This window comes from Roseibium sp., from assembly GCF_965232425.1.
In the GTDB taxonomy this organism is placed as follows: Bacteria; Pseudomonadota; Alphaproteobacteria; order Rhizobiales; family Stappiaceae; genus Roseibium.
This window is the reverse complement of record NZ_OZ246971.1, coordinates 4320339-4347147: the sequence shown is the minus strand read 5'-3', so window position 1 is coordinate 4347147 and position 26809 is coordinate 4320339. Positions and strand designations below refer to the sequence as shown.

Genomic DNA, 26809 nt, shown 5'->3' with positions numbered 1-26809 from the left:
TGTCCGGCCTCAGTGCCGTTCGACGAAGCTGTCGATCACCTTTTTGACGCCGGCCTTCTCGAAATCGATCGTGAGCTTGTTGCCCTCGATCGAGGTGATCGCGCCATAGCCGAACTTGATGTGGAACACGCGTTCGCCGAGTGAGTACTCCGACGGTGTCTCGCTGACGGACTTGGCGACCAGCTCCCCCTCGATCGTGAGAGGCCCCTGCCGTTTCATGCGGGCGGACTTGTAGCCCCTGCCGCCTTCCGAAAACCCGTCATCCGATTGCCTTGCCCGCTGCGCACGCTGCCAGCCGGGGGTCGAATAGCTGCCGCGCTCGAACGGATCGTTGCTGTCAAAGCGCGAGGGTCCGTAGCCGCCCCCGGCATAGCCGCCATAGCTCGAAGAAGGTTCGGCAATCTCGACATGGTCCGGCGGCAACTCATCGAGAAAACGCGACGGCACGGTCGATTGCCACAATCCGTGGATTCTGCGGTTGGAGGCGAAATAGAGCTTCGCGCGCTGCTTTGCCCGCGTGATGCCGACATAGGCAAGCCGCCGCTCCTCCTCAAGTCCGGCCCGGCCGCTTTCGTCCAGAGACCTTTGGTGCGGAAACAGCCCCTCCTCCCACCCGGGGAGGAAGACCGTATCGAATTCCAGGCCCTTGGCCGAGTGCAGCGTCATGATCGACACAGCGTCATTGGCATCCGCGCTGTCCCGGTCCATCACGAGCGAAATGTGTTCCAGGAAACCCGCCATGGATTCAAACTCTTCCATCGAGCGGATCAGTTCCTTCAGGTTGTCGAGCCGGCCCGGCGCTTCGGCAGACCGGTCGAGACGCCACATTTCCGTGTAGCCGCTCTCGTCGAGAATGATTTCCGCAAGCTCGGTGTGTTTGAGCTGGTCGAGCTGACGGCGCCAGCGGTCGAAATTGTCGAGAACGGTCTTGAGCGCATTGCGCGGCTTCGGTTTCAGCTCCTCGGTATCGATGAGCTGCTGCGCGGCCTGCATCAGGGGAATGCCCTCCGCGCGAGCCAGCCCGTGGACGAGCTTCAGAGTGGCGTCTCCCAGACCCCGCTTCGGGGTGTTGACGATCCGCTCGAAGGCAGGGTCGAAGGCCGGCTGCGTGACACAGCGGAAATAGGCAAGCGCGTCGCGGATTTCCATGCGTTCGTAAAAGCGCGGACCGCCGATCACCCGGTAGTTGAGACCCAGCGTGATGAACCGGTCCTCGAATTCGCGCATCTGGAAGGAGGCCCGGACAAGCACCGCCATCTGGTTGAGCGTGTGTCCCTTGCCTTGCAGCGCCTCGATCTCGTCGCCGATCGTCCGTGCCTCTTCTTCCGAGTCCCAGACGGACGCGACCGAAACCAGGTCATGGTCCGGCTCATGAAAATCGGTGAACAGGGTTTTGCCGAGCCGCCCCTCATTGTGCGAAATCAGCTGCGAAGCGGCGGCCAGAATGTGACTGGTCGAGCGGTAGTTCCGCTCCAGCCGGACCACCGTCGCGCCCTTGAAGTCATGCTCGAACCGCAGGATGTTGTCGACCTCCGCGCCGCGCCAGCCATAGATCGACTGGTCGTCGTCGCCGACACAGCACACATTCGGATTGCCTTGCGCCAGCAGGCGCAGCCACAGGTACTGGGCAATGTTGGTGTCCTGATACTCGTCCACGAGCATGTAGCGGAACCGGCGCTGATATTCCTTCAGAACGTCGGGCTGGGTCTTGAACAGCGTGATCACATGCAGGAGCAGATCGCCGAAATCCGCAGCGTTCAGGATCGACAGCCGCTCCTGGTATTCTTCGTAAAGACGGCGTCCCCTGCCATTGGCAAAGGCGCGGGCCTCGCCTTCGGGAATCTGGTCCGGCGTCAACGCCCGGTTCTTCCAGCCGTCCAGCATCCCGGCGAAGGTCTTCGCCGTCCAGCGCTTGTCGTCCAGGCCTTCCGCCTGGATGATCTGCTTGATCAGCCGGATCTGATCGTCTGTATCGAGAATGGAAAAGCTCGATTTCAGTCCGACAAGTTCGGCATGCTTGCGCAGGATCTTCACGCAGATCGAGTGGAACGTGCCGAGCCAGGCCATGCCTTCGACGTTGCCGCCGACGAAGCCGGAGATGCGCTCCTTCATTTCGCGCGCGGCCTTGTTGGTGAAGGTGACCGCGAGGATTTCCGATTGCCGGGCACGCCGCGTCGCCAGGATATGGGCGATCCGGGTTGTCAGCACCCGGGTCTTGCCCGTTCCGGCACCGGCGAGTACGAGAACCGGCCCCTCGGTTGTCTCGACGGCAAGCCTTTGCTCCGGATTCAGCCCGGTGAAGTAGTCGGGCGCCTGCCGCGCGGCCATCGCCCTGGCGGCAATTCCCCCGGACGCACGCGGCGGCACGGGCTCTGCGCCCCGGCGCGGCTCGGCCGGCTGAAAAGGATCATCAAAGGAATCGTCGTACCCGCCCGGGTCTGCCATGATGCGCTGGTCCAGTTCCACAAGAGACCGTCAAGTTTGCCGTGTTCCGGCCCTGAAGAACAATATAGCAACAAAATGTTTCTGGCGAGGCAGGAAAACATCAATAGATGGGGACAAGGAAAGGTGCCGGTGTGGAGGAAACTGCCGACCTTGCCGCGAAGTGCAACTCCCGTAAAGCTTTGCAGCAAGACGCACAAGACTGTTGTTTTGCATAGCGTTCGACAACGTCAAATCCTGTCATCCCTGCACCCGCTTTCGCGAGCGTAAACTCCGGCAGGGATCCAGTAGTCGCAAGCGCCTGCGGATCTAACCAACACCCGGGGTTACTGGCTCCCTGTCTTGCCGCTTCGCGGCAAACCGGGATGACAGATACGGGTGTAAAGCAGCTGCAATCTTCGGACCCGATCTCTGGAATGACAGCCTCATCCTGAGGAGGGCCGAGAGGCCCGTCTCGAAGGATCGGCAACGCTCTCTGTCCGTGCAGCCCATCCTTCGAGACAGCACCGGCGTGCTTCCTCAAGATGAGGTCTTTGCACCCGAACTCCGCCAGCAGAACAGCAAGCCCTGACAAAAAATCCCGGCCCACCCTGGAAGGGCGAGCCGGGATCTTGGAATGCTGGATCGGAACCGCGGGAGGCTTAGGCTGCCTCTTCGCCGCGTTCGTCTTCGTCGCGGACCTCTTCGAGGAACGTGTTCACCGCCTCGGAGAGGCTCGAGGCCACCTGCCCGAGTTGCTCGGCAGAGACGCTCAGCGTCTCCGACTTCTGCCGGGTCTGGTCGATCGATCCGGAAACCCCGGAGACGTTGGTCGCAGCCGCCTTGGCGCCGTCGGAGGCGAAGGTGATGCTTTGGGTGATCTCGCTGGTCGCGGCATTCTGTTCGTCGACCGAGACCGCGATGGTCTCGCTGACGGACCGGACTTCCTCGATCTTTTCGACGATCGAGCGGATCGCGGCAACGGACTTCTGCGTCGAGCTCTGGACACCAGAGATCTGGCTGGCGATCTCGTCGGTCGCCTTGGCCGTCTGGGTGGAGAGCTCCTTCACCTCTGCCGCGACAACCGCAAAACCCTTGCCCGCCTCACCGGCCCGCGCCGCCTCGATGGTCGCGTTCAGGGCAAGGAGGTTGGTCTGTTCGGCAATCGCGCGGATGATCTCGACGACTTCGCCGATCTTGTCGGCGGTTTCCGCCAGGAGCGAAATGTCCTTGTCCGCGGCAACAGCCGTTTCCGCGGCCACGGAGGATATCTCGGTTGCCGAGGAGGCTTGACGCGAAATCTCGCTGATGGAGGCCGACAGCTCGGCGGCGGCCGAGGCGACCGTCTGGACGTTGGTCGTTGCTTCCTCGGTTGCCGAATTGGCCGCACGTGCGCTTTCGTCTGCGTGAAGCGCGATCTGCACCATGTCCTGGGCGTTGCTGCTGACGCCCTCGGTTTCCGATGCAAGCTGGGTCTGGATGGCGGAAACCGACGCTTCAAAGTGATGAATGGCGTTTTCCAGCTGGGCCCGGCGCTGCGCCCGCAGGATTCGGCCGGCCTCGGCCTCCTCTTCCAGCTCCTTCTGATGGATGAGCTTGTCACGGAAGACTTCCGATGCCCTGGCGATGTCGCCGATTTCGTCCGGCCGGTCCGTGTCGGAAACGTCGACATCGAGGTTGCCCTCGGCGAGCGCGGAGATTGCATCGCGCTGGCGGCTCAGTGTCCGCGTGATTGTCAGCACCTGGAAAATGACGATGGCGAGACCGATAGCGGTCAGACCGACGGCGATCGATGTCAGCCAGAAAATCTCCGAATTGAGCTGTGCGCTCTCCGCATCGGACGCGGCTTCCGCCCGGTGGATCAGTTCGTCCGAGAACTGCTTCATCAGGTTCAGCCGCTTGGTTGCCATGGCAAACCAGACGCCGCCTTCGAGCCCCTGGGAATCCTTGGTTTCCGGCAGACTGTGGATCAGCTCGCGCCAGGCAAGAGCCTGCTCGACATCCGCCCCCTTGACCATCTCCTTGAAGCGGGCCTTTTGCTCGTTGGATGCGATCGACTGGAACTCCTTCAAGAAGGCCGCTTCGCCGCCGTAATGCGTAACAACTTTCTTGAACGTTCCGAGGTTTACCTCGCCTGTCAGGTTGAACTCGTTGAGCAGACCGGCGCCGTTGGCACGCTCCAGACCTCCGGATTCCATCGCTTCCACGATTGTCAGGTAGGGCAGAAGCTCCGCGGTGATCTTCTGGGACGGGCTCGCCTCGGTCGTCACGCCGATCACGTGGATCAGCTCGTGCACCTTGTGGGTGTAGTTCTTCAGGACATCGCCGACCTTGAACTCTTTCGCATCAACGGCCTTGCGATAATTGGCCGTCTTGTGAACTTCGAGAGCAACATCCTGTAGACTTGTCAGCATCGCTTCGTTGTTCAGATCAAGCGCTGCAAGATGCTCGTCAAACGTTTTCAGGGCCGCATCCGTCTTGGGCCGCTGCGCATCGAGCTTTTCCCGAGCGCCCTGCGCGTAGTCGGACTTGATCAGCCCGACGCTCATGCCGCGTTCCTTTTGCAGCTCGTGCACGAGATTGCCGGCGTCTTCGGCGATCCGCGTCATGGGTTGCATGTAGGAATGATGGGAAAGCTGGACGGACTTGTCGTAAACACTGAAGGCGGCGAAGCCGATAACCGCCAGCATCGGCACACCCGCAAGCATAGCGATCTGCAGCTTGATACGTTTCATTTGTGAGTCCCCTCAGGAGCAGAGATCTTTCCTCCAAACTGCCGGGGGGGCATTACTTGTTACTTAACGTCAGAAACAAACTTGACCGATTGCGACACTAATTTCGTAAAATGCCAACTTTATCAATTTCAGGTGGTAAAGCTAATTTTTATAGGACTGTCAAATTTGACAAGCAAGAGAACCCGGCACACAAAGACCGACCGCGAAGAAATGACAGATTCGATCCCGCACGGTATTGGGGAACCGGACGCGACTGCACCCGTTCCAAACGGACCTACGTCAATTTTCGTGCGGCCAGGCCCCCCGAGGCGCAGGTTCACGCCCCCACCAGGTCGAACCAGCCATCCTCCGAAATCACCTCGACCTGAAGATCCTGGGCCTTTTTCAGTTTGGATCCGGCACCGGGACCGGCAACGACCAGATCGGTCTTCTTCGATACCGAACCGGACACCTTGGCGCCGAGGCGTTCCGCCATCGCCTTGGCCTCGTCGCGTGTCATCCGTTCGAGGGACCCGGTGAAGACAACCGTCTTGCCGGCAACGGGTGACCCGGACGCGTCGATCTTCTCCGCTTCCTGCGGCGTCACCTCGGCCAGAAGCGCATCCAGCTGTCCGCGATTGTGTTCCTCGGCAAAGAATTCGACCAGAGCCTCCGCCACGATGTGGCCGATCCCGTCGATATCGTTGAGGTCCGCCCAGGCATCGCCTTCAGGATCATGCGCAGCCGTCATTGCGTCATAGAAAGCGGCCCAGGAGCCATAGGCACGGGCGAGCAGCTTGGCGTTGCCTTCACCGACATGACGTATCCCGAGCGCAAAGATGAAGCGGTGAAGCTCGATGTTGCGGCGCGCCGTGATCGCCTCGAACAGGTTCTTAGCCGAAAGAGCCCCCCACCCTTCCCGGTTTCGCAGCTTGGTCAGCGCGCGCCTGTCACGCTCCTCGAGCGTGAAGATATCGGCAGGTGCCATCACCAGGCCGTCCTTGTAGAAGGCATCGACCTGCTTGTCGCCGAACCCTTCGATGTCGAACGCGTTGCGGGAGACGAAATGCTTCAGCTTCTCCGTTGCCTGCGCCGGGCAGATCAGCCCGCCCGTGCAGCGGCGCACCGCGTCGCGGCGCCCCGTCTTTTCGTTCTCCTCGCGCACGGCATGACTGCCGCAGGCCGGACAGACGGTCGGAAACTCGAAGGCGACGGCATCCGCCGGGCGTTTGTCGAGATCGACATCGACGATCTGGGGAATGACGTCGCCGGCCCGCTGGATCTTCACCGTATCACCAACACGGATATCCTTGCCGTCGCGGATCGGTTCTCCGTCCTGGCCGATGCCCTTGATGTAATCCTCGTTGTGAAGCGTCGCGTTGGAGACAACAACCCCGCCGACCGTGATCGGCTCAAGCTTGGCAACCGGTGTCAGGGCACCGGTCCGGCCCACCTGGATCTCGATGTCGTTGAGAACGGTATAGGCCTGCTCGGCCGGAAACTTGTGCGCGATCGCCCAACGCGGCGACCTTGAGACGAAGCCGAGGCGTTCCTGCAGGTCCAGCCGGTCGACCTTGTAGACGACACCGTCGATGTCATAGTCGAGCCCGGCCCGGTTCTCCTCGATCCCGTGATAGACCTCCAGCAGTTCCTCCACGGTCTCGCAGCGTTTCATCAGCGGATTGGTCTTGAAGCCCCACGAGGTGAAGCATTCCACCATGCCGGCTTGGGTATCGGACGGCATTTCGCTCATCTCGCCCCAGGCATAGGCGAAGAACCTGAGCGGCCGCGATGCGGTGATTTCGGACTTCAGCTGCCGAAGCGATCCCGCGGCCGCGTTGCGCGGATTGGCGAAGACCTTGCCGCCATTTGCCTCCATGCGCGCATTCAGGTCCTGAAAATCCCTGTGTGCCATGTAGACCTCGCCGCGGATCTCGACCACGGCCGGAATCTTCCCCTGAAGTTTTTCGGGTATGTCCTTGATCGTTCTGGCATTCGCCGTGACATTCTCGCCCGTTGTGCCGTCACCACGCGTCGCGGCGTAGACCAGTTCACCGTCCTCGTAACGCAGGGACAGGGACAGGCCGTCGATCTTCGGTTCGGCCGTAACGGCCAGAGCGCCCATGAGCGGATCGAATTTCAGGAAGCGGCGCACGCGCCCGACAAAATCCCGCACATCGTCGTCGCTGAAGGCGTTGTCCAGCGACAGCATCGGCACGACATGCGAGATCTTGCCGAAGCCGGAAGCCGGCGCCGCGCCGACTTGCGTGGACGGGCCTTCGCTCAGAACAAGATCGGGAAAGCGTTCCTCTATCGCAAGGTTACGGCGGCGCAGCGCATCATAGTCGGCATCGGAAATCACCGGCGCATCGTCCTGGTGATAGAGCCTGTCGTTCTCGGCGATCTCTCCGGCGAGGCGCTGCAGTTCCTGCCGGGCCTGGTCGGCGGTCAGATCCTCGACGCGGATGGTTTTCGCGTCCCCGGCACCGGTCGCGTTTTCACTCATGCGGGCCCCTATTCGGCTGCGGTCAGAAGCCTGCGCGCGGCCGCCCGGGCTTCCTCGGTAATCACGCTGCCCGCAAGCATGCGGGCAATTTCCTCGCTGCGATGATCCGCGTCAATCTGCTTGACGCGGGTTGCCACGCGATCCGGCTGCGTCGCTTCCTTGGCGATAAGAAAGTGCCCGCCGGCCCGCGCGGCCACTTGTGGCGCATGCGTGACGGTCAGGACCTGGACATTGCCGGCAAGGCGCGCAAGCCGGACCCCGATTGCCTCCGCGACGGCGCCACCGACGCCGGTGTCGATTTCATCGAAGACAAGTGTCGGCGCGGAGCCCTTGTCGGCCAGCGAGACCTTGAGCGCCAGCAGGAAGCGGGAGAGTTCCCCGCCCGACGCGACTTTCATCATCGGCCCGGCGCGTGTTCCGGGGTTTGTCTGAACGTGAAATTCAAGCTGGTCGATGCCGGTGCGCGCACGCATCTCGGGATCGGTGGACATTTCGACAATGAACCGGGCGCGCTCCAGTTTCAGGTCGGGCAGTTCAACCTCGACCGCCTTTTCCAGGGCCTTTGCCGCCTTCACCCGCTTGGCGGACAGGGACGCGGCCGCGCGGTCGTAGGCAGCCCGTGCCTTTTCCGCAGCTTCGACAAGCGCCGACAGTTTGTCCTCACCTGCATCCAGATCGGCAAGATCCGCAGACATGCGCTGACACAGCGCCTCGAGCTCGTCGACGGGAACGGAGTACTTGCGGGACGCCGACCTCAGCGCGAACAGCCGCTCCTCGACGCTTTCCAGCTCGCGCGGATCGAACTCCGTCTCGCGCAGCGCGCTTTCCAGTCCGCTGCGCGTTTCCTCAAGCTGGTCGAGTGCCTCCGCCAGCGTTTTGACCGGCTGCGCAAGCAGCTGTGGTACCTGATCCGATTTCCGTTCAAGCCGCCTCAGAAGGCTGGCGAGTTCGGGGATCGGCGAAGCGGACCCGTTCAGGGTTTCAAAGGCCTCGTTGAGATCTCCGGCGATCTTTTCCACCTGCATCATGTCGGTGCGCCGCGCAGCCAGGTCTTCTTCCTCGCCCGGTTGCGGCTTCAAGGTGCCGAGTTCGTCTGCCGAGGATCTCAGATAGTCCGCCTCGCTGCGTGCGGTCTCGATCCGCCGTTCGTGCTCGATCACTGCCTTTTCCGCGCTCTTGAACGCGCCATGCGCGGAGGCAACCTTTTCCGCGTCCCCGGTCAATCCGCCGAACTCGTCGATCAGGGCGCGATGGCTCTCCGGGTCGACAAGCGCCCGGTCGTCATGCTGGCCGTGGATCTCGACCAGCAGGCCGCCTGCCTGCCGCAGCAACCCGGCACTGACCGGCTGATCGTTGACGAAGGCCCGCGTGCGTCCGTCGGAAGTCTGGATGCGCCTGAGGATCACGTCGCCATCGTCGTCGACATCGTTGGCGCGCAGAAAGGTCCGGACCGGATGCTGTCCGTTCACGTCAAAGACCGCGGTCACCTGTCCTTGTGTGGCCCCTTCACGCACGAGATCCGCATCGCCGCGGGCGCCAAGTGCAAGTGACAGGGAATCAAGCAGGATCGATTTGCCGGCGCCGGTTTCACCGGTCAGAACCGACATGCCGGCGGCAAAATCCAGATCGAGACGGTCAATGAGAACGATGTCACGAATAGACAGCGTGACCAGCATAAAGGCGAGCTCCCCGGACTAAGTTGCGGTCCACCATATAGGAGGACCGAGTCGTCTTTCCAGAACCCGTTAGATACTCCTGAATGCGCGGCTAATCCAGCTGCCAGAATCTTCAGATGGCTGGTATCCGCCCTTGTTCAGAAGAGAATAGGCGTCCTTGTACCACTGCGTATCCGGATAGTTGTGACCTAGGACCGCGGCAGCCGTCTGGGACTCGTTGACAACGCCGAGAGCGTAATACGCTTCGGTCAGGCGGAACAGCGCTTCTTCCACGTGCCGCGTCGTCTGAAACTCGACAACCACCGCACGGAAGCGGTTGATGGCAGCAACGTAATTACGGCGCTTCAGATAGTAGCGGCCAACCTGCATTTCCTTGCCGGCAAGCTGATCCTCGACGATGCGGAGCTTTTCTTCCGCATCGGGCGCGTATTCGGACTCAGGGAAACGCTGGACAAGTTCGGTGAACGCACCCGCGGCCTTTCGCGTCACGGCCTGGTCGCGCGTGATGTCCGGCATCTGGCGGTAATAGCTCTGTCCGGCGAGGTAGAGCATATAGGCCGAATCCTCGTCTCCGGGATAGAGCGTCACGAAGCGCCGGGCCGCCGTCACGGTTTCCGGATACTTGCCGCGCGAATAATTCAGGAAGGCAAGGTTGACCAAGGATTTCTTGGAGTATTCGGAATAGGGGTAGAGCTTGTCGATCTCTTCGAACTTGGTCGTTGAATCGCGTAGCTTGCCCTGGGCACGCAAGGCCAGCCCCTCGTTGAACAGCACTTCGGGCGGCGTGTCGTTGAGCGCAAGCTCGTCAAGATCTTCCTTGCCGCTGCAGGCAGCCAGCAGGATGGGCGTCGTGAGAACGGCCAATCTCAAAAATGTTTTCATGCTCAAGGTCCTGCTCGAACCAGAAACAAGTCCAATTCCGTTCACACCCAAACTCCCGAACCGTCTCCGGCCCCTGTGGCCGGGCAAGATTTCCGGCCTGATTTAACTGACAGGAGTGTTTACCGGACTTTACCGGTCCCCGTCACGCCCTTGCAGGCCATCTGACGGTTTTTTTGAGCATTTTTATGGCAACATGCCCAAATTGCAGTGAAATCCGAAGAATTCGGCAAATTGTTGAACCCGACATGACGGGATTGATCAGGAAACGTCCGGTCCGAAAGCCGCAGCGGCTGCCAGCCCGCCCTTGCTGACCTGGCCAACCTGGCGAAAGGCCGGCGCTTCGACGATTTCGAATGCACTCGGGTCTTCGAACAGCTTGACCAGAATGGAGTGGTTCATCTTGTGACCGCCCTTGTAGGACCGGTACATGCCGAGAATGGGCAGGCCGGCAAGAGCCAAGTCCCCGACTGCGTCCAGCGCCTTGTGCCGGGCAAACTCGTCCGGCCAGCGCGTACCTTCCGGATTGAGCACCTTGTCCTCGGAGATGGCAACCGAATTGTCCAGCGAGGATCCGAGGGCGAAGCCCATTTTCCAGAGCTGTTCCACGTCCTTGACGTTGCCGAAGGTCCGTGCACGGGACAGGTCGTCGCGGAACACGGCCGGCGTCATTTCGGATACATACTGCTGCCGTCCGATCACGGGTGTTTCGAAATCGATCGTGATATCGAATTTCGTGCCCTCGTGCGGATGCAGCTCGCACCAGGCGCTGCCGTTGTCGACTCGCACTTTCTTGTTGATCTTCAGGTAGCGGCGGCCACGGTCGAGTTTCTTCAGACCGACCTGTTCGATTGCTTCGACGAAGACGGCGCTGCTGCCGTCCATGATCGGCATCTCGGGCCCATCGATTTCGACGATCACGTTGTCCACGCCCATGCCGAAGAGGGCGGCCATGAGATGTTCGACGGTGGATATGCCATCCTGTGTGGGATCGCCCAGCACCGTGCACAGGGCCGTTGCGGTCACCTGGTCCCACATTGCGCGCACCTCGGTGGCACCGTCCTGATCGGTCCGCGAGAAGACGATGCCGGTCCCGGCATCCGCAGGCACAAGTGTGATCGACGCCGGCTTGCCGGAATGAACGCCGATGCCGGTCAGTGTCACCTGCTCGGCCAGCGTCGTCTGTCGGTCAACATGTGTGGTCATATACCCCAACCCTTCCGGTTTGCGAACGCGAAGCCCAAAATTTGCCCCAATGCACATACGGGCTATTAACGATCACCAGTTGGCCGCGAAGATAGTCGCGATCCCTTGCAGAGCGAAATAAAGCTTTATTACGGTTTGTAACGATTCACAGGCGCGCAAATTACTGAATTAAAAGGGAAATTTCTTACCTTACGGAAGCGGCTCGGAACATGGGTTCCGAGCCGCTGCGATCAGGGAAGAAGATCGCGAACGAATCAGTTGGCCTGGCGGCGCAGGAACGCCGGAATTTCCAACTGATCGTCATCCGCGGCACTCACCGGCTTGGGCGCTGCCCGGCCGGTTTCGTCAAGTTGCCCGGCCGCGCCGGTCGCGGATGTCCGTGCCTGGGGTGCGCGCGGCGCGGACATCGGAGCAGGCTGGAGCTGCGGTGCCTTGCGGACAACGGGCGCTTCCGCCTCGTGCTCTTCCTCGTCTTCCCGGCGGCCAAGGCCACTGGCAAGACGGCGCAGGAGACCCATCGGGCGGCGCTCATCGTCACCGAATTCCTCACCGGTATCGTGCTGGGAAACCGGAGCCTGTGCGGCAGGTGCCGGTTCGGCCTGCTGCGCGGCGGGTTCCGATTGCGGTGCTGCAGCCGGAGCCTGCTGTGCGCGGATCTCACGCTGCGCAATCGGCGGGAAGTCCTCGACCCGCGGCATGCGCGGCGCCGGGCTGTGCTCTTCCGCCACCGGCGGGATGTACGGCTGGCTCACCGGTGCGTCCTCAACGACCGAGGTCGGCGTTTCTTCCTCGATGTCGATCATCGGGCTTTTCGCCGTCATGGAAGCACTGGCCGGCTTGACCCGCTTGATCTGGACATCCGGATCGCTTGCGACGGCAACCGGAGCGGGCTCCGGAATGGCGAGCTCTTTTTCAAGATTGGCAACCGCCTGCGCGGCGGCCGTCTGGGCACCGGATTTTTCCGCTGCCGGAGCAAGCTTGGCCTGAGCCGGTTCCGTGCTGCGCACGACGGCCGGCATATCGGTTTTCAGAGCCTGCTCGGCCGGCGAGGGAAAGGGTGCGGCTTCGAAACCCGCTTCCTTGTCGATCCCCGTTGCCACCACGGACACGCGAATGATGCCGTCCAGCGTCTCGTCGAATGTCGCACCGAGAATGATGTTGGCGTCGGAATCGACTTCCTCGCGGATCCGCGTTGCTGCCTCGTCGACTTCGAACAGGGTCAGGTCGTTGCCGCCCGTGATCGAGATCAGCAGGCCTTTCGCACCCTTCATGGACGATTCGTCCAGCAGCGGGTTCGCGATGGCTGCCTCGGCCGCCTGCTGAGCGCGTTTTTCACCGCTCGCCTCGCCGGTGCCCATCATCGCCTTGCCCATGCCGCGCATGACCGAGCGGACATCGGCAAAGTCGAGGTTGATGAGACCTTCCTTGACCATCAGGTCGGTGATGCAGGCGACGCCCGAGTAGAGAACCTGGTCGGCCATGGCAAATGCGTCGGCAAACGTGGTCTGCGCATTGGCGATCCGGAACAGGTTCTGGTTCGGAATGACGATGAGCGTGTCGACGTTGCGCTGCAATTCGTCAATGCCGGTATCGGCGATGCGCATGCGGCGCGCGCCTTCGAACTGGAACGGCTTGGTGACGACGCCGACGGTCAGGATGCCTTGCTCGCGCGCCGCGCGTGCAATCACCGGGGCTGCGCCGGTGCCGGTGCCCCCGCCCATGCCGGCGGTGATGAACACCATGTGTGATCCGGAAAGGTGATCGTTGATTTCGTCGATCACTTCCTCGGCCGCGGCCGAACCGACTTCCGGCTGCGATCCGGCACCGAGACCTTCGGTAACGGCCACACCCATCTGGACCAGGCGGTCCGAGTGGTTCATTGCCAGCGCCTGGGCGTCCGTGTTGGCTACGACGAAGTCGCAGCCCTGGAGGCCGGCTGTGATCATGTTATTGACGGCGTTTCCGCCCGCGCCGCCGACGCCGAAAACCGTAATGCGCGGTTTCAGCTCCTGAATGTCGGGCATCTTAAGGTTGATGGTCATATTATCCTCGCGACCCATTGGCTCCCCCGGTACGGGAGACCCCTCTTCTTCCCTAACTTCAGCTGCCATGCCTGGCAGCTCCAATTCGTGGCTGTCGTCTTCTTGGCTCATGTCGTCAGAAGCTTTCCCTGATCCACTGGCCCACGCGGGCCAGGTAACCAGATTGTCCGCTCCACCCGGTTCGACGGTTCTTGTGCTCGAACTGTTCGATCTGGGCGACCTGCGGATAAATCAAGAGGCCGACAGCGGCGGCAAAAGCCGGCCCTTTGGCAGCCTCGGGAAGACCGGCGACGCCTAATGGCCGGCCAAGACGGACGTTGCGCCCCAGAATGTGACGCGCAACCTCTCCAAGACCCGTGAGCTGACTGGCACCCCCTGTCAGGACGATCTGTTTGCCAACCCGGCCTGCAAAGCCGGACGCGGTCAACCGATCCCTCACGAGTTCAAGGATTTCTTCCACGCGCGGCCGGATGACACGGGTCAGCGCCGAGCGGGGGATTTGATTGGGCAGTTCGTTGTCGCTTTCAAGCGGCGGCACCGTCAGTAGATCGCGCTCGTCCGAACTGGAGGCCAGCGGCGATCCGTAGAGTGTCTTCAGGCGCTCTGCGTCCTGCAGCCGGGTTGCGAACGCCCGCGCGATATCGGTTGTGACATGATTGCCGCCAACCGCGATCGCATCGAGATGCACCATGTGCCCTTCGACAAAGACGGACAGGGTTGTCGTTCCGCCGCCCATGTCGATACAGGCCACGCCGAGTTCGGCTTCATCATCGACTAGCGTCGACAGGCCGCTGGCAAACGGTGTCGCGACCATGGTCTCCACGTGAAGATGCCCGCGGTTGATGCACAGTTCGAGATTGCGGACCGGGGGCACTTCGGCGGTCACGACCTGCATGTCGACACCGAGCTTGTGCCCCATCATGCCGCGCGGATCGCGGATGCCGCGGCTGCCATCGAGGGAATAGGATATCGGCAAGGCATGCGTCACCGCCCGTCCTTCGGTGACGGAGTGACTGGAACCCGCTGAAAGGACCCTTTGAATGTCGGCTTCCGAAACGCTCTCGCCCGCCAGCGGCACACCGGCGCTGTAGACCTCGCTCTGCAGCCGTCCGCAGCTGATATTGGCAATCAGCGATTCAACCGTGACGCCGGCCATCCGCTCGGCGCTGTCGACCGCGAGCCGGATCGCCTGCTCGGCTGCGTCCATGTCGACGACGACGCCCGACTTGATCCCGCGCGAACGCTGGTAGCCGTAGCCGAGCACCTCGACCTTGTGGGACCGGCTGGACAGCACGGATTTCTCATCCTGCGGCACGAGCTTCGCGATCAGGCAGCAGATCTTGGTCGAGCCGACATCCAGGACCGACATGATCACGGAACGCCGCGTCGGCAGCGGACGCATCTTCGGCAGGTAAAGGTTCTTGTCGGAGCGGCTCATGTGTCCTGCTCCTTCTTGCCCGAACGGTTGCGGCCGCCCGTCATGATCTTGCGCTGTTCTGCGGCCTCGTCGGACAGCCGCACGGTCACCCTGTCGGCAAGACGCATGTCGATGGCAACGATGTCACGGGAGAGCAGACCGCTGTCTTCATCCATTTCGACAAGGTCGGCCAGGGCCGCCTGATAGTTCTGCTCCGGCAGACGGATCGAAATGCCGTTCTCCAGCTGCAGATCCCAGCGCCTGTCGCTGACGAGGAATGCCGCGCGCACGCGCGGGCGCAGCGCAGGCACCGCTTCCAGCGCCGAATTGATTTCAGAAGCCCTGCGCTGTGCGCCGTGATTGACGACCAGCAGAAGATTGGCATAGCGGCCGTCGACATCATCCGTGATCACGTCGCCAGCCTGATTGACGATCGAAACGAGGTCGCCGCGCTGCCAGAGTGCATAGGGCACCCGCTCCTCGATCTTGATCTGAAGCGTGCTCGGATAGAGCTTCATGACGGACGCGTTCTTGACCCAGGCCATCGCGTTGAGCCGTTCGCGCGCTCCGACCGCATCAAAGAGGGCAAGCGATGTGCCTTCATGAATTTCCAGCGCTTCCAGGATCTGGAACTCGTTGATTTCGCGCTGTCCGGACAGCTTGACGGCCTCGATACCGAAGCCGGCCGCCGACAGGAGCGCATCGGACACGACCCGGCCATGTCCACCTATGACTATTCCATAACCAATTGTTAAGGTTAAGAAACCCAGCGCAGCTGCAGATCCCGTCCACCTGGGGAGCTCGGCCAGCCGCCCTGCGGAGCGCCAGACAGGCTGCCTGTGCAAACGCGAAACACCACGGCCGCGCGGAGCCAGTTCGGCTTCAAGCGGTGTCAGCGTTTCCCTATTCCATTTGCGACCTAGCGACAGCAACTCGCGTCCTCAACCATCCAACTGACCAGATCCTTGAAACTCATCCCCTTGTGGGCCGCCATTTCCGGCACAAGAGAGGTTGGCGTCATGCCTGGCTGTGTGTTCACTTCTAGGCAGATCAGGGTCCCGGATCCGTCTTCGCGCTCGTCGAATCGAAAATCGGCACGCGAAACACCGCGGCATCCCAGGGCCTGATGCGCCTTAACCGCTAGTGTCTCTATGGTTTGGTAAACAATCGGTGAAATTTTTGCAGGAAGAATGTGTTTTGATCCGCCTTCAACATATTTTGCGTCGTAATCGTAGAAGCTGTGACCCATCGGCACGATGTCGATCACACCCAGGGCCTTGTCATCCATGACGGCACAGGTCAGTTCCCTTCCGTCGATGAACTTTTCGCACATGAGAACATCCGGGTAGGGCCAGTCCTGCCGGCTCAGCTCCTGCGGCGGAAACTCTTGATCTTCCTTGACAATCAGGACTCCGAAGCTGGATCCCTCATTGATCGGCTTAAGCACGTAAGGCGGCTTCATAGGGTGTTCGCGCAAGATGTTGTGACGGTTGACGATTATGTCTTCCGTGACCGGCACACCGGCGGCCTGCATCACCGCTTTCGCCTTGATCTTGTGCATCGCGAGGGCCGATGCCATGACGCCCGAGTGCGTGTAGGGAATGTTAAGAAACTCTAAAATTCCCTGTACGCAGCCATCCTCGCCGAAGGGTCCGTGCAGCGCGTTGAAGGCGACATCCGGTTTCAGTTTCTGGAGAACTTGCGAAATATTCCGGTCGACATCGATCCGGGAGACCTGGTAGCCGGCCTCTTCAAGCGCATCGGCGCATTCCCGGCCGCTGGTCAGACTGACCGGGCGTTCATTGACCCACCCGCCCATGAGAACGGCAACGTGCTTCTTGGCCATCTACGCAGCCTCCCCTTCCGGTCCTAGAAACGGTTCGACCACGCCGGTATCTCCGAACAGGCCGAGACGCTTGATTTCCCATTCAAGGCGGATGCCGCTGTGTTGCAGCACGCGCGCCCTCACGGTTTCGCCGAGCAGTTCCAGGTCGTGACCCGTCGCCGACCCCGTGTTGATCATGAAGTTGCAATGCATTTCGGACATCTGCGCCCCGCCGACGCGAAGCCCCCTGCAGCCCGCCGCATCGACTTCCTTCCAGGCAGATGTTCCGGGCGGGTTCTTGAATGTCGAGCCGCCGGTCTTTTCGCGGATCGGCTGGGCTTTTTCCCGGTGGTCGACGACATCGGCCATTTCCTGGCGAACGGACGCCTCATCCTGGGGAACGCCCTCGAAGACGGCCGACGTGAAGATGAGATCCCGTGATGCGGTGGAATGCCGGTAGGCATAGCCCATGTCGGCATTCGACAGGACATGCCTGTTGCCGTCACGGTCGATCGCGGTCAGCTCCACCATGCGGTCGCGGGTTTCCGTGCCGTGCGCGCCCGCGTTCATGCGCAGCGCACCACCGAGTCCGCCGGGAATGCCGGTATAGAAGGCAAAACCGCCGAGCCCGGCTTTCGCGGCCGCTTCGGACAGGCGCTTGTCCGGCACCGCTGCCCCCGCCCTCAGACGGGTCTCGCCGACCTGCTCGATCGCCCCGAAGCCCTTGGCGCTCAACCGGATGACGACGCCCTCAAGGCCGCCGTCACGGATCAGAAGGTTGGACCCGAGCCCGACGGGCAGGATCGGGATGTCCTTGGGAAGTCCGGCAAGGAAGGTGGCAAGATCGTCTTCGTCGGCAGGCTGAAACATGAGTTGGGCCGGGCCGCCTGTCCGGAACCAGGTCACAGCCGACATGGGCTGGTTGGAGGTGAATTTGCCGCGCACGCCCTCGCCCAGGCTCGGATGGATCTCCAGAAGATCGGGAAAACGCATGGAAATCCCCTAAAGCTCTTCGAGCTGCTTGGGCAGTGCATAGGCCCACTGCGTGATGTTTCCTGCACCCAGGCAGACAACAAAATCGCCCGGTTCCGCGAGCTCCTTGACCGCCTCGGGCAGTTCCTCCGGACCTTCAATCGACCGAACATTGCGATGGCCGCGGGTTTTCATGCCCGACACCAGGTCGGTATGGAAGGCTCCCTCGATGGGTTGCTCTCCGGCTGCGTAAACCGGTGTGATGATCACCGCATCCGCGTCGTTGAAGCAGTTGGAAAAGTCATCGAAGAGACTTTGCAGCCGGGTGAACCTGTGCGGCTGCATCACCGCGATCACCTTGCCGCTTGTGGATTCCCGCGCGGCATGAAGAACAGCCTTGATCTCGACCGGGTGGTGCCCGTAATCGTCGAAGATCTGCACGCCATCGACCGTGCCGGTATGCGTGAAGCGCCGCTTCACACCGCCGAATTCCGAAATGCCTTTCTTGAGATCGTCCGGCCCGACGCCAAGCTGCGAGGCAACGGCGATCGCCGCAGTCGCGTTCGAGACATTGTGCAGACCCGGCATCGGCAGGACCAGATCCGTCAGTTCGACCACCTCCTCCGTTCGCCGGTCGCGGATCGATACGGAGAATGTCGCCTTGCCGCCATCCATGGAAACGTCCGTGTAGCGCACGTCTGCCTGCGGGTTGGTGCCGTAGGTCACCACGCGCCGGTCCTCGATCGTGCCGATCATGGTCTGGACTTCTGGGTGATCGAGGCACATGACGGCGAAACCGTAGAAGGGGACATTCTCGATGAATTGCCGGAAGGCGGCCCTGACCCCGTCGAAATCACCGTAATGATCGAGATGTTCCGGGTCGATATTGGTCACGATCGCGATGTCTGCGGGCAGCTTCACGAACGTGCCGTCGCTCTCGTCGGCTTCGACGACCATCCAGTCGCCCGCGCCCATTCGGGCGTTCGTCCCATAGGCGTTGATGATGCCGCCGTTGATCACGGTCGGGTCGAAATTGCCCGCATCGAGGAGGGCCGCGACCATGGATGTGGTCGTTGTCTTTCCGTGCGTGCCACCGACGGCAATGGCCTGTTTGAAGCGCATCAGTTCGGCCAGCATCTCGGCGCGCCGCACGACGGGAATGAGTTTTTCGCGCGCGGCGATCAGCTCCGGATTGTCCTTCTTGATCGCTGAGGAGACCACGAGGACTTCGGCATCGCCGATGTTCTCGGCGCGGTGCCCGACCTCGACCGCTATGCCGTGGGAGCGCAGACGCTGGACATTGGCGTTTTCCGCCATGTCCGAGCCCTGCACCTGGTATCCCAGCGTCTTGAGCACCTCGGCAATTCCGCTCATGCCGATGCCACCGATCCCGACAAAGTGGACCGGTCCGATATCGTGCGGCATCTTCATGGCCGTTCTCCCTTGTTTGCCGCCACCCGTTCGACCAGATCAGCCAGGCGGCTGACCGCATCGGGTTTCGCGACCTTGAGCGCGTTCGCGGCCGCTTCGGTGAGCAGGCCGGGCGCGTGTATGAGTTTGGTAAGTTCCTCGGCTAGTCGTTCCGGACTCAGCTCCGACTGACGGATCGGCCAGGCACCGCCGGCCTGTTCCAGAACCTTGGCATTGGCGGCCTGATCCTGGTCGATGGCACCGGGCAGAGGCACGAGGATCGAAGGCCGGCCGAGCACACTGAGTTCGCTGACCGATGACGCTCCTGACCTGCACAGGACAAGATGGGAATCTGCAATACGCCTGGGCATGTCCTGAAAGAACGAGGCGCATTCGGCCCTGATCCCGAGCGTGTCGTAGACTTTCTGCACCCGGTCCATGTCTTCCGGCCTACATTGCTGCACGATGGACAGCCGGTTTCTGAGGTCTTCGGGCAGTTGCTCGACGGCAGGCGGCAGCAGGTCGGAGAAGAACCGCGCGCCCTGCGACCCGCCGAAAACCAGAAGCTTGAACTCCCCTTCCGCTTCTGGAGCCGTGTAGGGTTGGTTTGCGGCCTCCAGAACGGCATCGCGGACCGGGTTGCCGGTCTGGACCTGCTTTGCGGCAAGATCGCCCGGCAAGTTCTCCAGCGGAACGCTCGTCGCAATCGCGGTGACGCCCTTGGCCAGCATCTTGTTGGCACGCCCCATGACACCATTGGCTTCATGCAGGATCGACGGCGTACCCGTCAGGCGGGCTGCGTACATCGGCGGAAAGGTCGGATAGCCGCCGAAACCGGCGACGACATCCGGTTTGAGTGACTTGATGACGGAGCGCGCCTGGAGCGTGCCCAGAAGCAGATTGAGCCCGGTTTTCGCAAGCGCGACCGGGTTTCGGCCCCGGATGGTTTCCGAGGCAATGATGTGAACCGCGCGCGCCGGAAAAGCCGTGCCGTATTTGTCGGCACGCTCGTCGGTCGCCAGTTCAACCGCCCAGCCGCGCCTTTCAAGCTCGGAGGCAAGGGCCTGCGCCGGAAACAGGTGGCCGCCCGTGCCTCCGGCGGTAAGAAGGACTGTTTTGCTCATGTCTCGTGGCAACTTGGGTTACATCAACGACGAAGGCGAAAGCCGGCTGACAGTTACGACTTCGGAACGCGATGGCCGGGGTCTCCTGCGCGTCAGTGCGAGGATGGCACCCGCCGTCATCGCCGAAGACAGCAGCGACGAACCACCGTAGGAAATGAAGGGCAGCGTCATGCCCTTGGACGGCATGAGGTGTAGGTTCACCGCCAGATTGATCGTCGCCTGCAGGCCGAAAAGCACGACAAGTCCGGCAGTGGCAAGCCGGCTGAAAGCGTCCTGGTCCCGGCTTGCGTGGCTCAGGCCCCGCAGCACAACGAACGCGAACACCGCAACCACGAGCAGACACACGATCACGCCGAACTCCTCGCCGACAACGGCGAAGATGAAATCGGTATGGCTGTCGGGAAGAATGCGTTTGACGGTGCCCTCGCCCGGCCCGCGGCCGAACCATCCGCCCGCCAGAAACGAATCCATCGCGGTGTCGACCTGGAAGGTGTCCCCGGAACTCGGATCCAGAAACCTGTCGACGCGGTTTGTCACGTGCGGCAGGAATGCATAGGCCGCAAACAGACCGAGCACGCCGATCAGGCCAAGTGCCACGATGATCAGCCAGGAAATCCCGTTCAGGAAGAACAGCCCGGCCCAGACCAGTCCGAGCAGCATGGTCTGACCGAAGTCCGGCTGGGCGATCAGCAGTGCTGCGCAAACGGCAAACAGAACGAAGGCGAACAGCACGCCGGGAACCTCGCGCCGGCGCCCGCTTTCGGACAGGAGAAACGCAATCAGCACAACGAAGGCGGGTTTGAGAAACTCCGACGGCTGCAGGGAAAAGCCCGCGATATAGATCCAGCGCCGCGCGCCCTTGGCTTCAAACCCGAGGAACAGCGTCGCAATCAGAAGAACGAGCGACACCACGAACAGGATCAGCGCGGCCCGCCTAACCATGCGCGGCGGCATGAGCGACCCGGCCAGCATGATCGCAACCGCCGGAATGAGAAACAGCGCCTGCCGCTTGACGAAATAGAGGGTGTCGATCCCGAGCCGTTCGGCAACCGGAGGGCTGGCCGCAAACGACAGGACCACTCCACCCACCATCAGCAGGCCGAAGGCGGCGAGCAGGTAGTGATCGACGGTCCAGAGCCATTCGGCGAATTTGCTGCGATCCGCGCGAGATACCATTATGCGACCTCCTGCGAGTTTCCAGCGCCCGGCAGGGCACGCACCGCGCCCACGAAGGCCGCGCCGCGCAGTTCAAAATTCGGGTATTGATCGAAACTCGCACAGGCCGGCGAAAGGAGAATTGCGATTTCCTCCGCCCCGTCCTCCGCCGCTTCGCCTGCTGCGTCCAAAACGGCCTGCGGCAATGTTCCGCTGATCTGGAACGGGACACGGCCCTCCAGCACCTTGGCGAAGTCTTCCGCCGCTTCCCCGATGAGGAACGTTTTGGCGATCCTCGGAAAATATTCGTCCAGCGACGAGATCCCGCCTTCCTTGGCGCGTCCGCCCGCGATCCAGTAGATCCGCTCGAAGCTGGACAGGGCCCGGGCCGCGGCGTCCGCGTTGGTCGCCTTGGAATCGTTGACGAACAGCACGCGCCCGCGTTTTGCGACAATCTCCATGCGATGATGCAGCCCCGGGAAGGTGGTGAGCGCGGCGGCAATTTTCTCGGATGGCTGCTCCAGGGCACGCAGGGCCGCAAACGAGGCGGCGGCATTCTGGCCGTTGTGGTCTCCGCGCAGACTGTCGACCCCGCCCAGCAGGGCAACCTGGCGCTGCGTTCCGCTGTGCGCTTCGATCAGGAACCCGTGCGACGCATAGATACCTTCCGTCAGCTCCCGCTCCCCGGCTATCCTGCACACCGGCTTGTGTGCGAGTTCGAGCCGGTCCGCGATCTGGGAAGACAGGCGATCGTCGACACCGATGATCGCCAGCTTGGACCCGGCCACGAGCCTTTCCTTGATCGCGGCATAGTTTTCCATGGTGCCGTGCCGGTCGAGATGATCCGGCGACAGGTTCATGTGCACGCCGATACTCGGGTCAAGTGTCGGCGACAGATCGATCTGGTAGGACGAGCACTCGACGACGTAGTGGCGCCCGGGCACGGGTGGCTGCAGCTCAAGAACCGGCGTTCCGATATTTCCGCCCACCTGAACATCAAGCCCGAGTTCCTGGAGCAGATGCGCGATGAGCGCGGTGGTTGTCGACTTGCCGTTCGTTCCGGTGATCGCGATGAACGGAGCGGAAAGGCATTGTCTGCGCCGCTCCCGGCAGAACAGTTCCACGTCTCCGATGATCTCCACAGCGGCCTCGCGTGCGAGATCGACGGTCCAGTGCGGCACCGGATGCGTGAGCGGTACGCCGGGCGACAGCACCAGCGCGGCGATGCCGTCCCAGTCAAGCGCGCGCAGATCCAGCGTTGAAAGACCCTCGTCAGCCGCCTGTCGAACCCGCGCCTCGTTATCATCGTGACACACGACCTCCGCCCCGCCCGCTTTCAGGGCACGCGCGGTCGCAAGGCCGGACCCGCCAAGTCCGAACAGCGCGACCTTCCTGCCCTGAAATGTCGTGACGGGGATCATGCGGCCTACCTCAGCTTCAGCGTGGCAAGGCCGAGCAGGGCAAGGACTACGGCAATGATCCAGAACCGGATCACCACCTGGCTTTCCGTCCATCCCATCATTTCGAAATGGTGATGGATCGGGGCCATTCGGAACACCCTTTTTCCCGTCAGCTTGAAGGAAATCACCTGCACGATCACCGAGACGGCTTCCAGCACGAACAGGCCGCCTATGATCGCAAGGACGATTTCGTGCTTGGTGGCAACGGCGATCGCGCCGATCATGCCGCCGAGCGCCAGCGACCCGGTGTCACCCATGAAAATCGCGGCCGGTGGCGCATTGAACCAGAGAAAACCGAGCCCCGCACCGATCACCGCGCCGCAGATGACGGCGAGTTCGCCGGTTCCCGAGACATGGTGGATCTGCAGGTAGTTCGCAAAAACCGCGTTGCCTGACAGATAGGCAATTAGTCCGAACGACGCACAGGCGATCATGACCGGGACGATCGCAAGCCCGTCGAGGCCGTCGGTCAGGTTGACGGCATTCCCGGCCCCGACCATGACAAAGGCGGCGAAGGGGATGAAAATGAGGCCGAGATTGAGCGTGAAGTCCTTCAGGAACGGAAAGGTGATCGCCTCGGAATACTCGGACGTGTCGAGGATCGTCACCGCATAGGCCGCGAGCGCCGCAATCAGGAATTCCAGCCCGAGGCGCGCCTTGCCGCCAAACCCGGTATGGGAGGATTTCGTCACTTTCAGGTAGTCGTCATAAAAGCCGATCCCGCCGAAACCGAGCGTCACACCGATCACGACCCAGACATAGGGGTTGGACAGGTCCGACCACAGCAGCGCCGCGACCATCGCGCCCGACATGATCATCAGTCCGCCCATCGTCGGCGTGCCCTGCTTCGTGAGAAGGTGGCTTTCAGGTCCGTCGGCCCGGATCGGCTGGCCATGGCCCTGACGGATGCGCAGGCTTGAAATGATCTTCGGCCCGAACAGGAAAACAAAAAACAGTGCGGTCATGATCGCACCGCCCGTGCGGAACGTGATGTATCTGAACACGTTCAACGCCGAAATCTGCTCCGCAAACTGCCCCAAAAAATAAAACATCAGCTATCCCTTATGCCGCCGCGGTGTCATCCGCAGGCGGGTATTCCTTTTTCAGGGCCTCCACAAGCGGGCCCATGCGGGTCCCGAGTGATCCCTTGATCATAACGACATCGCCGGGACGGACGTCCCTCAAAATGACGTCTTCCAGATCTTTTGCGTCTTCGCTGTAGTGCGACCGCAGCTGTTGCGGCAACCGCTCCCAGAGCGCGTGCATATGCGGACCTGCGCAGTAGACCGCGTCGATCTGCGCCTCGGTTATCGGCTCCAGCAGCTCCGCGTGCAGCCGGTCCGCCTCCGGCCCCAGTTCGCGCATGTCGCCGATCACCGCAATCCTGCGGCCGGGGCGCGTGACCGGTGTCTCGCCGATCACCGAAATGGCCGCACGCATGGAGGCGGGATTGGCGTTGTAGCTCTCGTCCACGAGGTCGAATGCGCCACCCGGCGCCACGAGGCGGCTGACTTCGCCGCGCCCCCTTGGCGGCTTCATACTGTCGAGGGCCAGCCCTGCCCGGGCCAGGTCCGCGCCGACGTCTTGAACAGCGGTCAGGACCGCCAGGCTGTTTTTCACGACATGTTTGCCGGGCGCACCGACCTTGTAGGTGATTTCGATGCCGAGAATGGAAGCATCGACGCTCGATCCACCCGCATAGCTGACGACATTCTCCACATGGCTGTCCGCGTTCGGGTCAAGCCCGAACGTCTGAACTCTCGCGACGCCGGCGGTGGTGGCAAGAAAGCGCAGGAGATCGTACTGGCGATTGTCTTTGTTGAGGATCGCCACGCCGTCTGGTTCCAGTCCCTCGAAGATCTCGGCCTTGGCCTGCGCGATCTTTTCAACCGAATCGAAGAATTCCAGGTGAACCGGCTGAACCGTCGTGATGATCGCGACGTGCGGCCGAACCATCTTGACCAGCGGCGTGATCTCGCCGTGGTGGTTCATGCCGATTTCGAAGACGCCGTATTCGGTGTCGGCCGGCATGCGCGCAAGCGTCAGAGGCACACCCCAGTGATTGTTGAAAGACGCGACGGACGCGTGCACCTTGCCGGACTGCTCCAGCGTCAGCCGGAGCGCTTCCTTGGTGCCCGTCTTGCCGACGGAACCGGTGACCGCGATGATCCGGGCGCTTGTGCGCGCACGCGCAGCTACCCCGATCCGGCGCATGGCCTCCAGCGGATCGCCGACAACCAGGTATCGTCCGTCCTCTGGCAGGTCCGAAAGTTTGCTTTCGGCAACGATCGCAATGCTCGCACCGGCCTCCAGCGCGGCTGCAACATAGTCGTGCCCGTCGAAGCGCTCTCCCCTGATCGCAACGAAAGCATCGCCCGGTTCCAGCGACCGGCTGTCGATCGAAATCCCCGTAATCTCCGCGTCGGCCTCACCCTTGACACGGCCGCCAGCAGCCTCGGCAAATGCATCCAGTTTCCAGAGAGGGTCGCTCATGGTGCTCCTTGAAGGCTTATCGCACGCTGCACGGCGTCGTGATCGGAAAAGGGAATCACTGTGTCGCCAACAATCTGGCCGGTTTCGTGGCCCTTTCCGGCAACACACAGGATATCGCCGGCTTGAAGCCCGCGAACGCCTTCGGCAATCGCTTCCATCCGGTCGCCAATCTCAAGCGCGTCCGGTGCACCGGACATGACCGCCTCGCGAATGGATGCCGGATCCTCAGATCGCGGGTTGTCATCCGTTACAATGACCAGATCCGAGTGGCGTGCAGCCGCCTCGCCCATGAGCTTGCGCTTGCCGGGATCCCGGTCTCCTCCGGCACCTATGACGACGGCAAGCTTGCCGGTCGCGATCGGCCGGAGTGCGGCAAGCGCATTGTCGAGCGCATCCGGCTTGTGTGCATAGTCGACAAAGACAAGTCCGCCGGCCTCTGTCCTGCCGGCCAGTTCCAGCCGCCCCGGAGCGCCCTTGAGATTTTCAAGGGACCGCAGCACCAGACCCATGTCCGTGCCCGCGGCAATGGCGAGCCCGGCCGCAATCAGGGCATTGGAAACCTGGAAACGCCCGATCAGGGGCAGCGTGACCCTGTATTCGCCGCGATCCGTCTGCAGCGTGAGTTCCTGACCCGCGCCTTCGGTCCTGAGACCGGTCAATTTCAGATCGCGCCCCGTTTCTCCGACCTCGAAAACCGGCAATCCGCGTTGGCTGGCGACATCGATGACCCGGTCGGCATATTTTTCGCCCGGATCGACAACCACCGTTCCGCCCGCAGGCAGCAGATCTGCAAAGAGCCGGAGCTTGGCGCGCAGATAGTCCTCGATGCTGGGATGGTAGTCCATGTGATCCCGGCCGAGATTGGTGAAGGCGGCAGCCGTCAGGCGTACACCATCCAGTCTGTACTGATCCAATCCGTGGGACGAGGCTTCCAGGGCCGCATGGTTGATCCCTTCCGCTTCCAGCTCGCTCAGTTCCTTGTGGAGCGCGACGGGATCCGGCGTGGTCAGGCCGCCGTAGGTCACGCCGTCGGCCTTGACGATACCGAGCGTTCCAAGGCTGGCCGCCGGATGGCCTGCAGCCTGGAAGATCTGACGCACGAAATGCGCAACCGAGGTTTTGCCCGCGGTGCCCGTGACCGCAACGATCACGTCCGGCTGCCTGCTGTGGAACTTGGCCGCAAGACGGGCGAAGACCCTTCGGGGTTCGTCGACCGCGATGACGGCAATTTCATCGGGAAGCTGAGCCTTGACGGCATCCGCAGCGTCACTGGCACACAGGACCGCGACCGCGCCGGCCTGAACCGCGCTTGGGACGAAACGGGTCCCGTCGACCGCCGTGCCCCTGAAGGCGGCAAACAGGTATCCTGGCTGCGCAGACCTGCTGTCAGCTGTCAGTCCCGTTATTTCAAGACCGTTTGCCTGAACCGGCAAGGGAATGCCGTCGGCAAGATATTCAAGATCCATTGCGCCTGATCGTTCGGTTTGTGCGTCGTCCTTGAAAGCCCTG

The 26809-nt window shown here is 62.0% G+C and carries 18 protein-coding genes; all 18 read right to left on the bottom strand.

Going from position 1 to position 26809, the window contains the following annotated elements:
- Positions 1-9 precede the first annotated feature (9 nt).
- Positions 10-2445, bottom strand: a complete 2436-nt coding sequence (locus ACO08A_RS19745; protein ID WP_422037648.1) for an ATP-dependent helicase — start codon at positions 2443-2445, stop codon at positions 10-12.
- Between the two features lie 638 nt (positions 2446-3083).
- On the bottom strand, positions 3084-5156 hold the full coding sequence (locus tag ACO08A_RS19740; RefSeq protein WP_422037647.1) for a methyl-accepting chemotaxis protein: 2073 nt from the start codon (positions 5154-5156) through the stop codon (positions 3084-3086).
- A gap of 316 nt (positions 5157-5472) precedes the next feature.
- Positions 5473-7641 carry an NAD-dependent DNA ligase LigA gene (gene ligA, locus ACO08A_RS19735; protein ID WP_422037646.1) on the bottom strand — a complete coding sequence of 723 codons (2169 nt, stop codon included), beginning with the start codon at positions 7639-7641 and terminating at the stop codon, positions 5473-5475.
- 8 nt (positions 7642-7649) lie between these two features.
- Positions 7650-9317, bottom strand: coding sequence for a DNA repair protein RecN (recN, locus tag ACO08A_RS19730; RefSeq protein WP_422037645.1), 1668 nt, complete (start codon positions 9315-9317; stop codon positions 7650-7652).
- 69 nt (positions 9318-9386) lie between these two features.
- Entirely contained in the window at positions 9387-10199 is an 813-nt protein-coding gene (locus ACO08A_RS19725) for an outer membrane protein assembly factor BamD (protein ID WP_421984102.1), read from the bottom strand.
- A gap of 258 nt (positions 10200-10457) precedes the next feature.
- Complete coding sequence (lpxC, locus tag ACO08A_RS19720) at positions 10458-11402, bottom strand: UDP-3-O-acyl-N-acetylglucosamine deacetylase (protein ID WP_422037644.1); 945 nt, start codon at positions 11400-11402, stop codon at positions 10458-10460.
- Between the two features lie 254 nt (positions 11403-11656).
- The gene (gene ftsZ / locus ACO08A_RS19715) at positions 11657-13444 is read right to left on the bottom strand and encodes a cell division protein FtsZ (protein WP_422037643.1); all 1788 of its coding nucleotides are present in this window, start codon (positions 13442-13444) and stop codon (positions 11657-11659) included.
- A gap of 115 nt (positions 13445-13559) precedes the next feature.
- Positions 13560-14882: a cell division protein FtsA gene (gene ftsA / locus ACO08A_RS19710; RefSeq protein ID WP_421984105.1), complete on the bottom strand. Its 1323-nt coding sequence runs from the start codon at positions 14880-14882 to the stop codon at positions 13560-13562.
- Positions 14879-15571: a cell division protein FtsQ/DivIB gene (locus tag ACO08A_RS19705; RefSeq protein WP_421984106.1), complete on the bottom strand. Its 693-nt coding sequence runs from the start codon at positions 15569-15571 to the stop codon at positions 14879-14881. Before ACO08A_RS19705 ends, ftsA begins: the two co-directional genes overlap by 4 nt.
- Positions 15572-15780: 209 nt before the next feature.
- Complete coding sequence (locus ACO08A_RS19700) at positions 15781-16707, bottom strand: D-alanine--D-alanine ligase (RefSeq protein ID WP_422037642.1); 927 nt, start codon at positions 16705-16707, stop codon at positions 15781-15783.
- The gene (murB, locus tag ACO08A_RS19695; RefSeq protein ID WP_422037641.1) at positions 16708-17679 is read right to left on the bottom strand and encodes a UDP-N-acetylmuramate dehydrogenase; all 972 of its coding nucleotides are present in this window, start codon (positions 17677-17679) and stop codon (positions 16708-16710) included.
- A gap of 9 nt (positions 17680-17688) precedes the next feature.
- Positions 17689-19089: a UDP-N-acetylmuramate--L-alanine ligase gene (murC, locus tag ACO08A_RS19690; protein WP_422037640.1), complete on the bottom strand. Its 1401-nt coding sequence runs from the start codon at positions 19087-19089 to the stop codon at positions 17689-17691.
- Complete coding sequence (gene murG, locus ACO08A_RS19685; RefSeq protein WP_422037639.1) at positions 19086-20192, bottom strand: undecaprenyldiphospho-muramoylpentapeptide beta-N-acetylglucosaminyltransferase; 1107 nt, start codon at positions 20190-20192, stop codon at positions 19086-19088. The genes murC and murG overlap by 4 nt, the downstream gene beginning before the upstream one ends.
- 18 nt (positions 20193-20210) lie before the next feature.
- Positions 20211-21368 carry a putative lipid II flippase FtsW gene (gene ftsW, locus ACO08A_RS19680; RefSeq protein ID WP_421984111.1) on the bottom strand — a complete coding sequence of 386 codons (1158 nt, stop codon included), beginning with the start codon at positions 21366-21368 and terminating at the stop codon, positions 20211-20213.
- Entirely contained in the window at positions 21368-22768 is a 1401-nt protein-coding gene (gene murD, locus ACO08A_RS19675; protein ID WP_422037638.1) for a UDP-N-acetylmuramoyl-L-alanine--D-glutamate ligase, read from the bottom strand. Before murD ends, ftsW begins: the two co-directional genes overlap by 1 nt.
- 5 nt (positions 22769-22773) lie before the next feature.
- Positions 22774-23859, bottom strand: a complete 1086-nt coding sequence (gene mraY, locus ACO08A_RS19670; RefSeq protein ID WP_421984113.1) for a phospho-N-acetylmuramoyl-pentapeptide-transferase — start codon at positions 23857-23859, stop codon at positions 22774-22776.
- A 10-nt stretch (positions 23860-23869) separates the two neighbouring features.
- Positions 23870-25300 carry a UDP-N-acetylmuramoylalanyl-D-glutamyl-2,6-diaminopimelate--D-alanyl-D-alanine ligase gene (locus ACO08A_RS19665; RefSeq protein WP_422037637.1) on the bottom strand — a complete coding sequence of 477 codons (1431 nt, stop codon included), beginning with the start codon at positions 25298-25300 and terminating at the stop codon, positions 23870-23872.
- Positions 25297-26766, bottom strand: coding sequence for a UDP-N-acetylmuramoyl-L-alanyl-D-glutamate--2,6-diaminopimelate ligase (locus ACO08A_RS19660; protein ID WP_422037636.1), 1470 nt, complete (start codon positions 26764-26766; stop codon positions 25297-25299). The genes ACO08A_RS19665 and ACO08A_RS19660 overlap by 4 nt, the downstream gene beginning before the upstream one ends.
- Positions 26767-26809 lie beyond the last annotated feature (43 nt).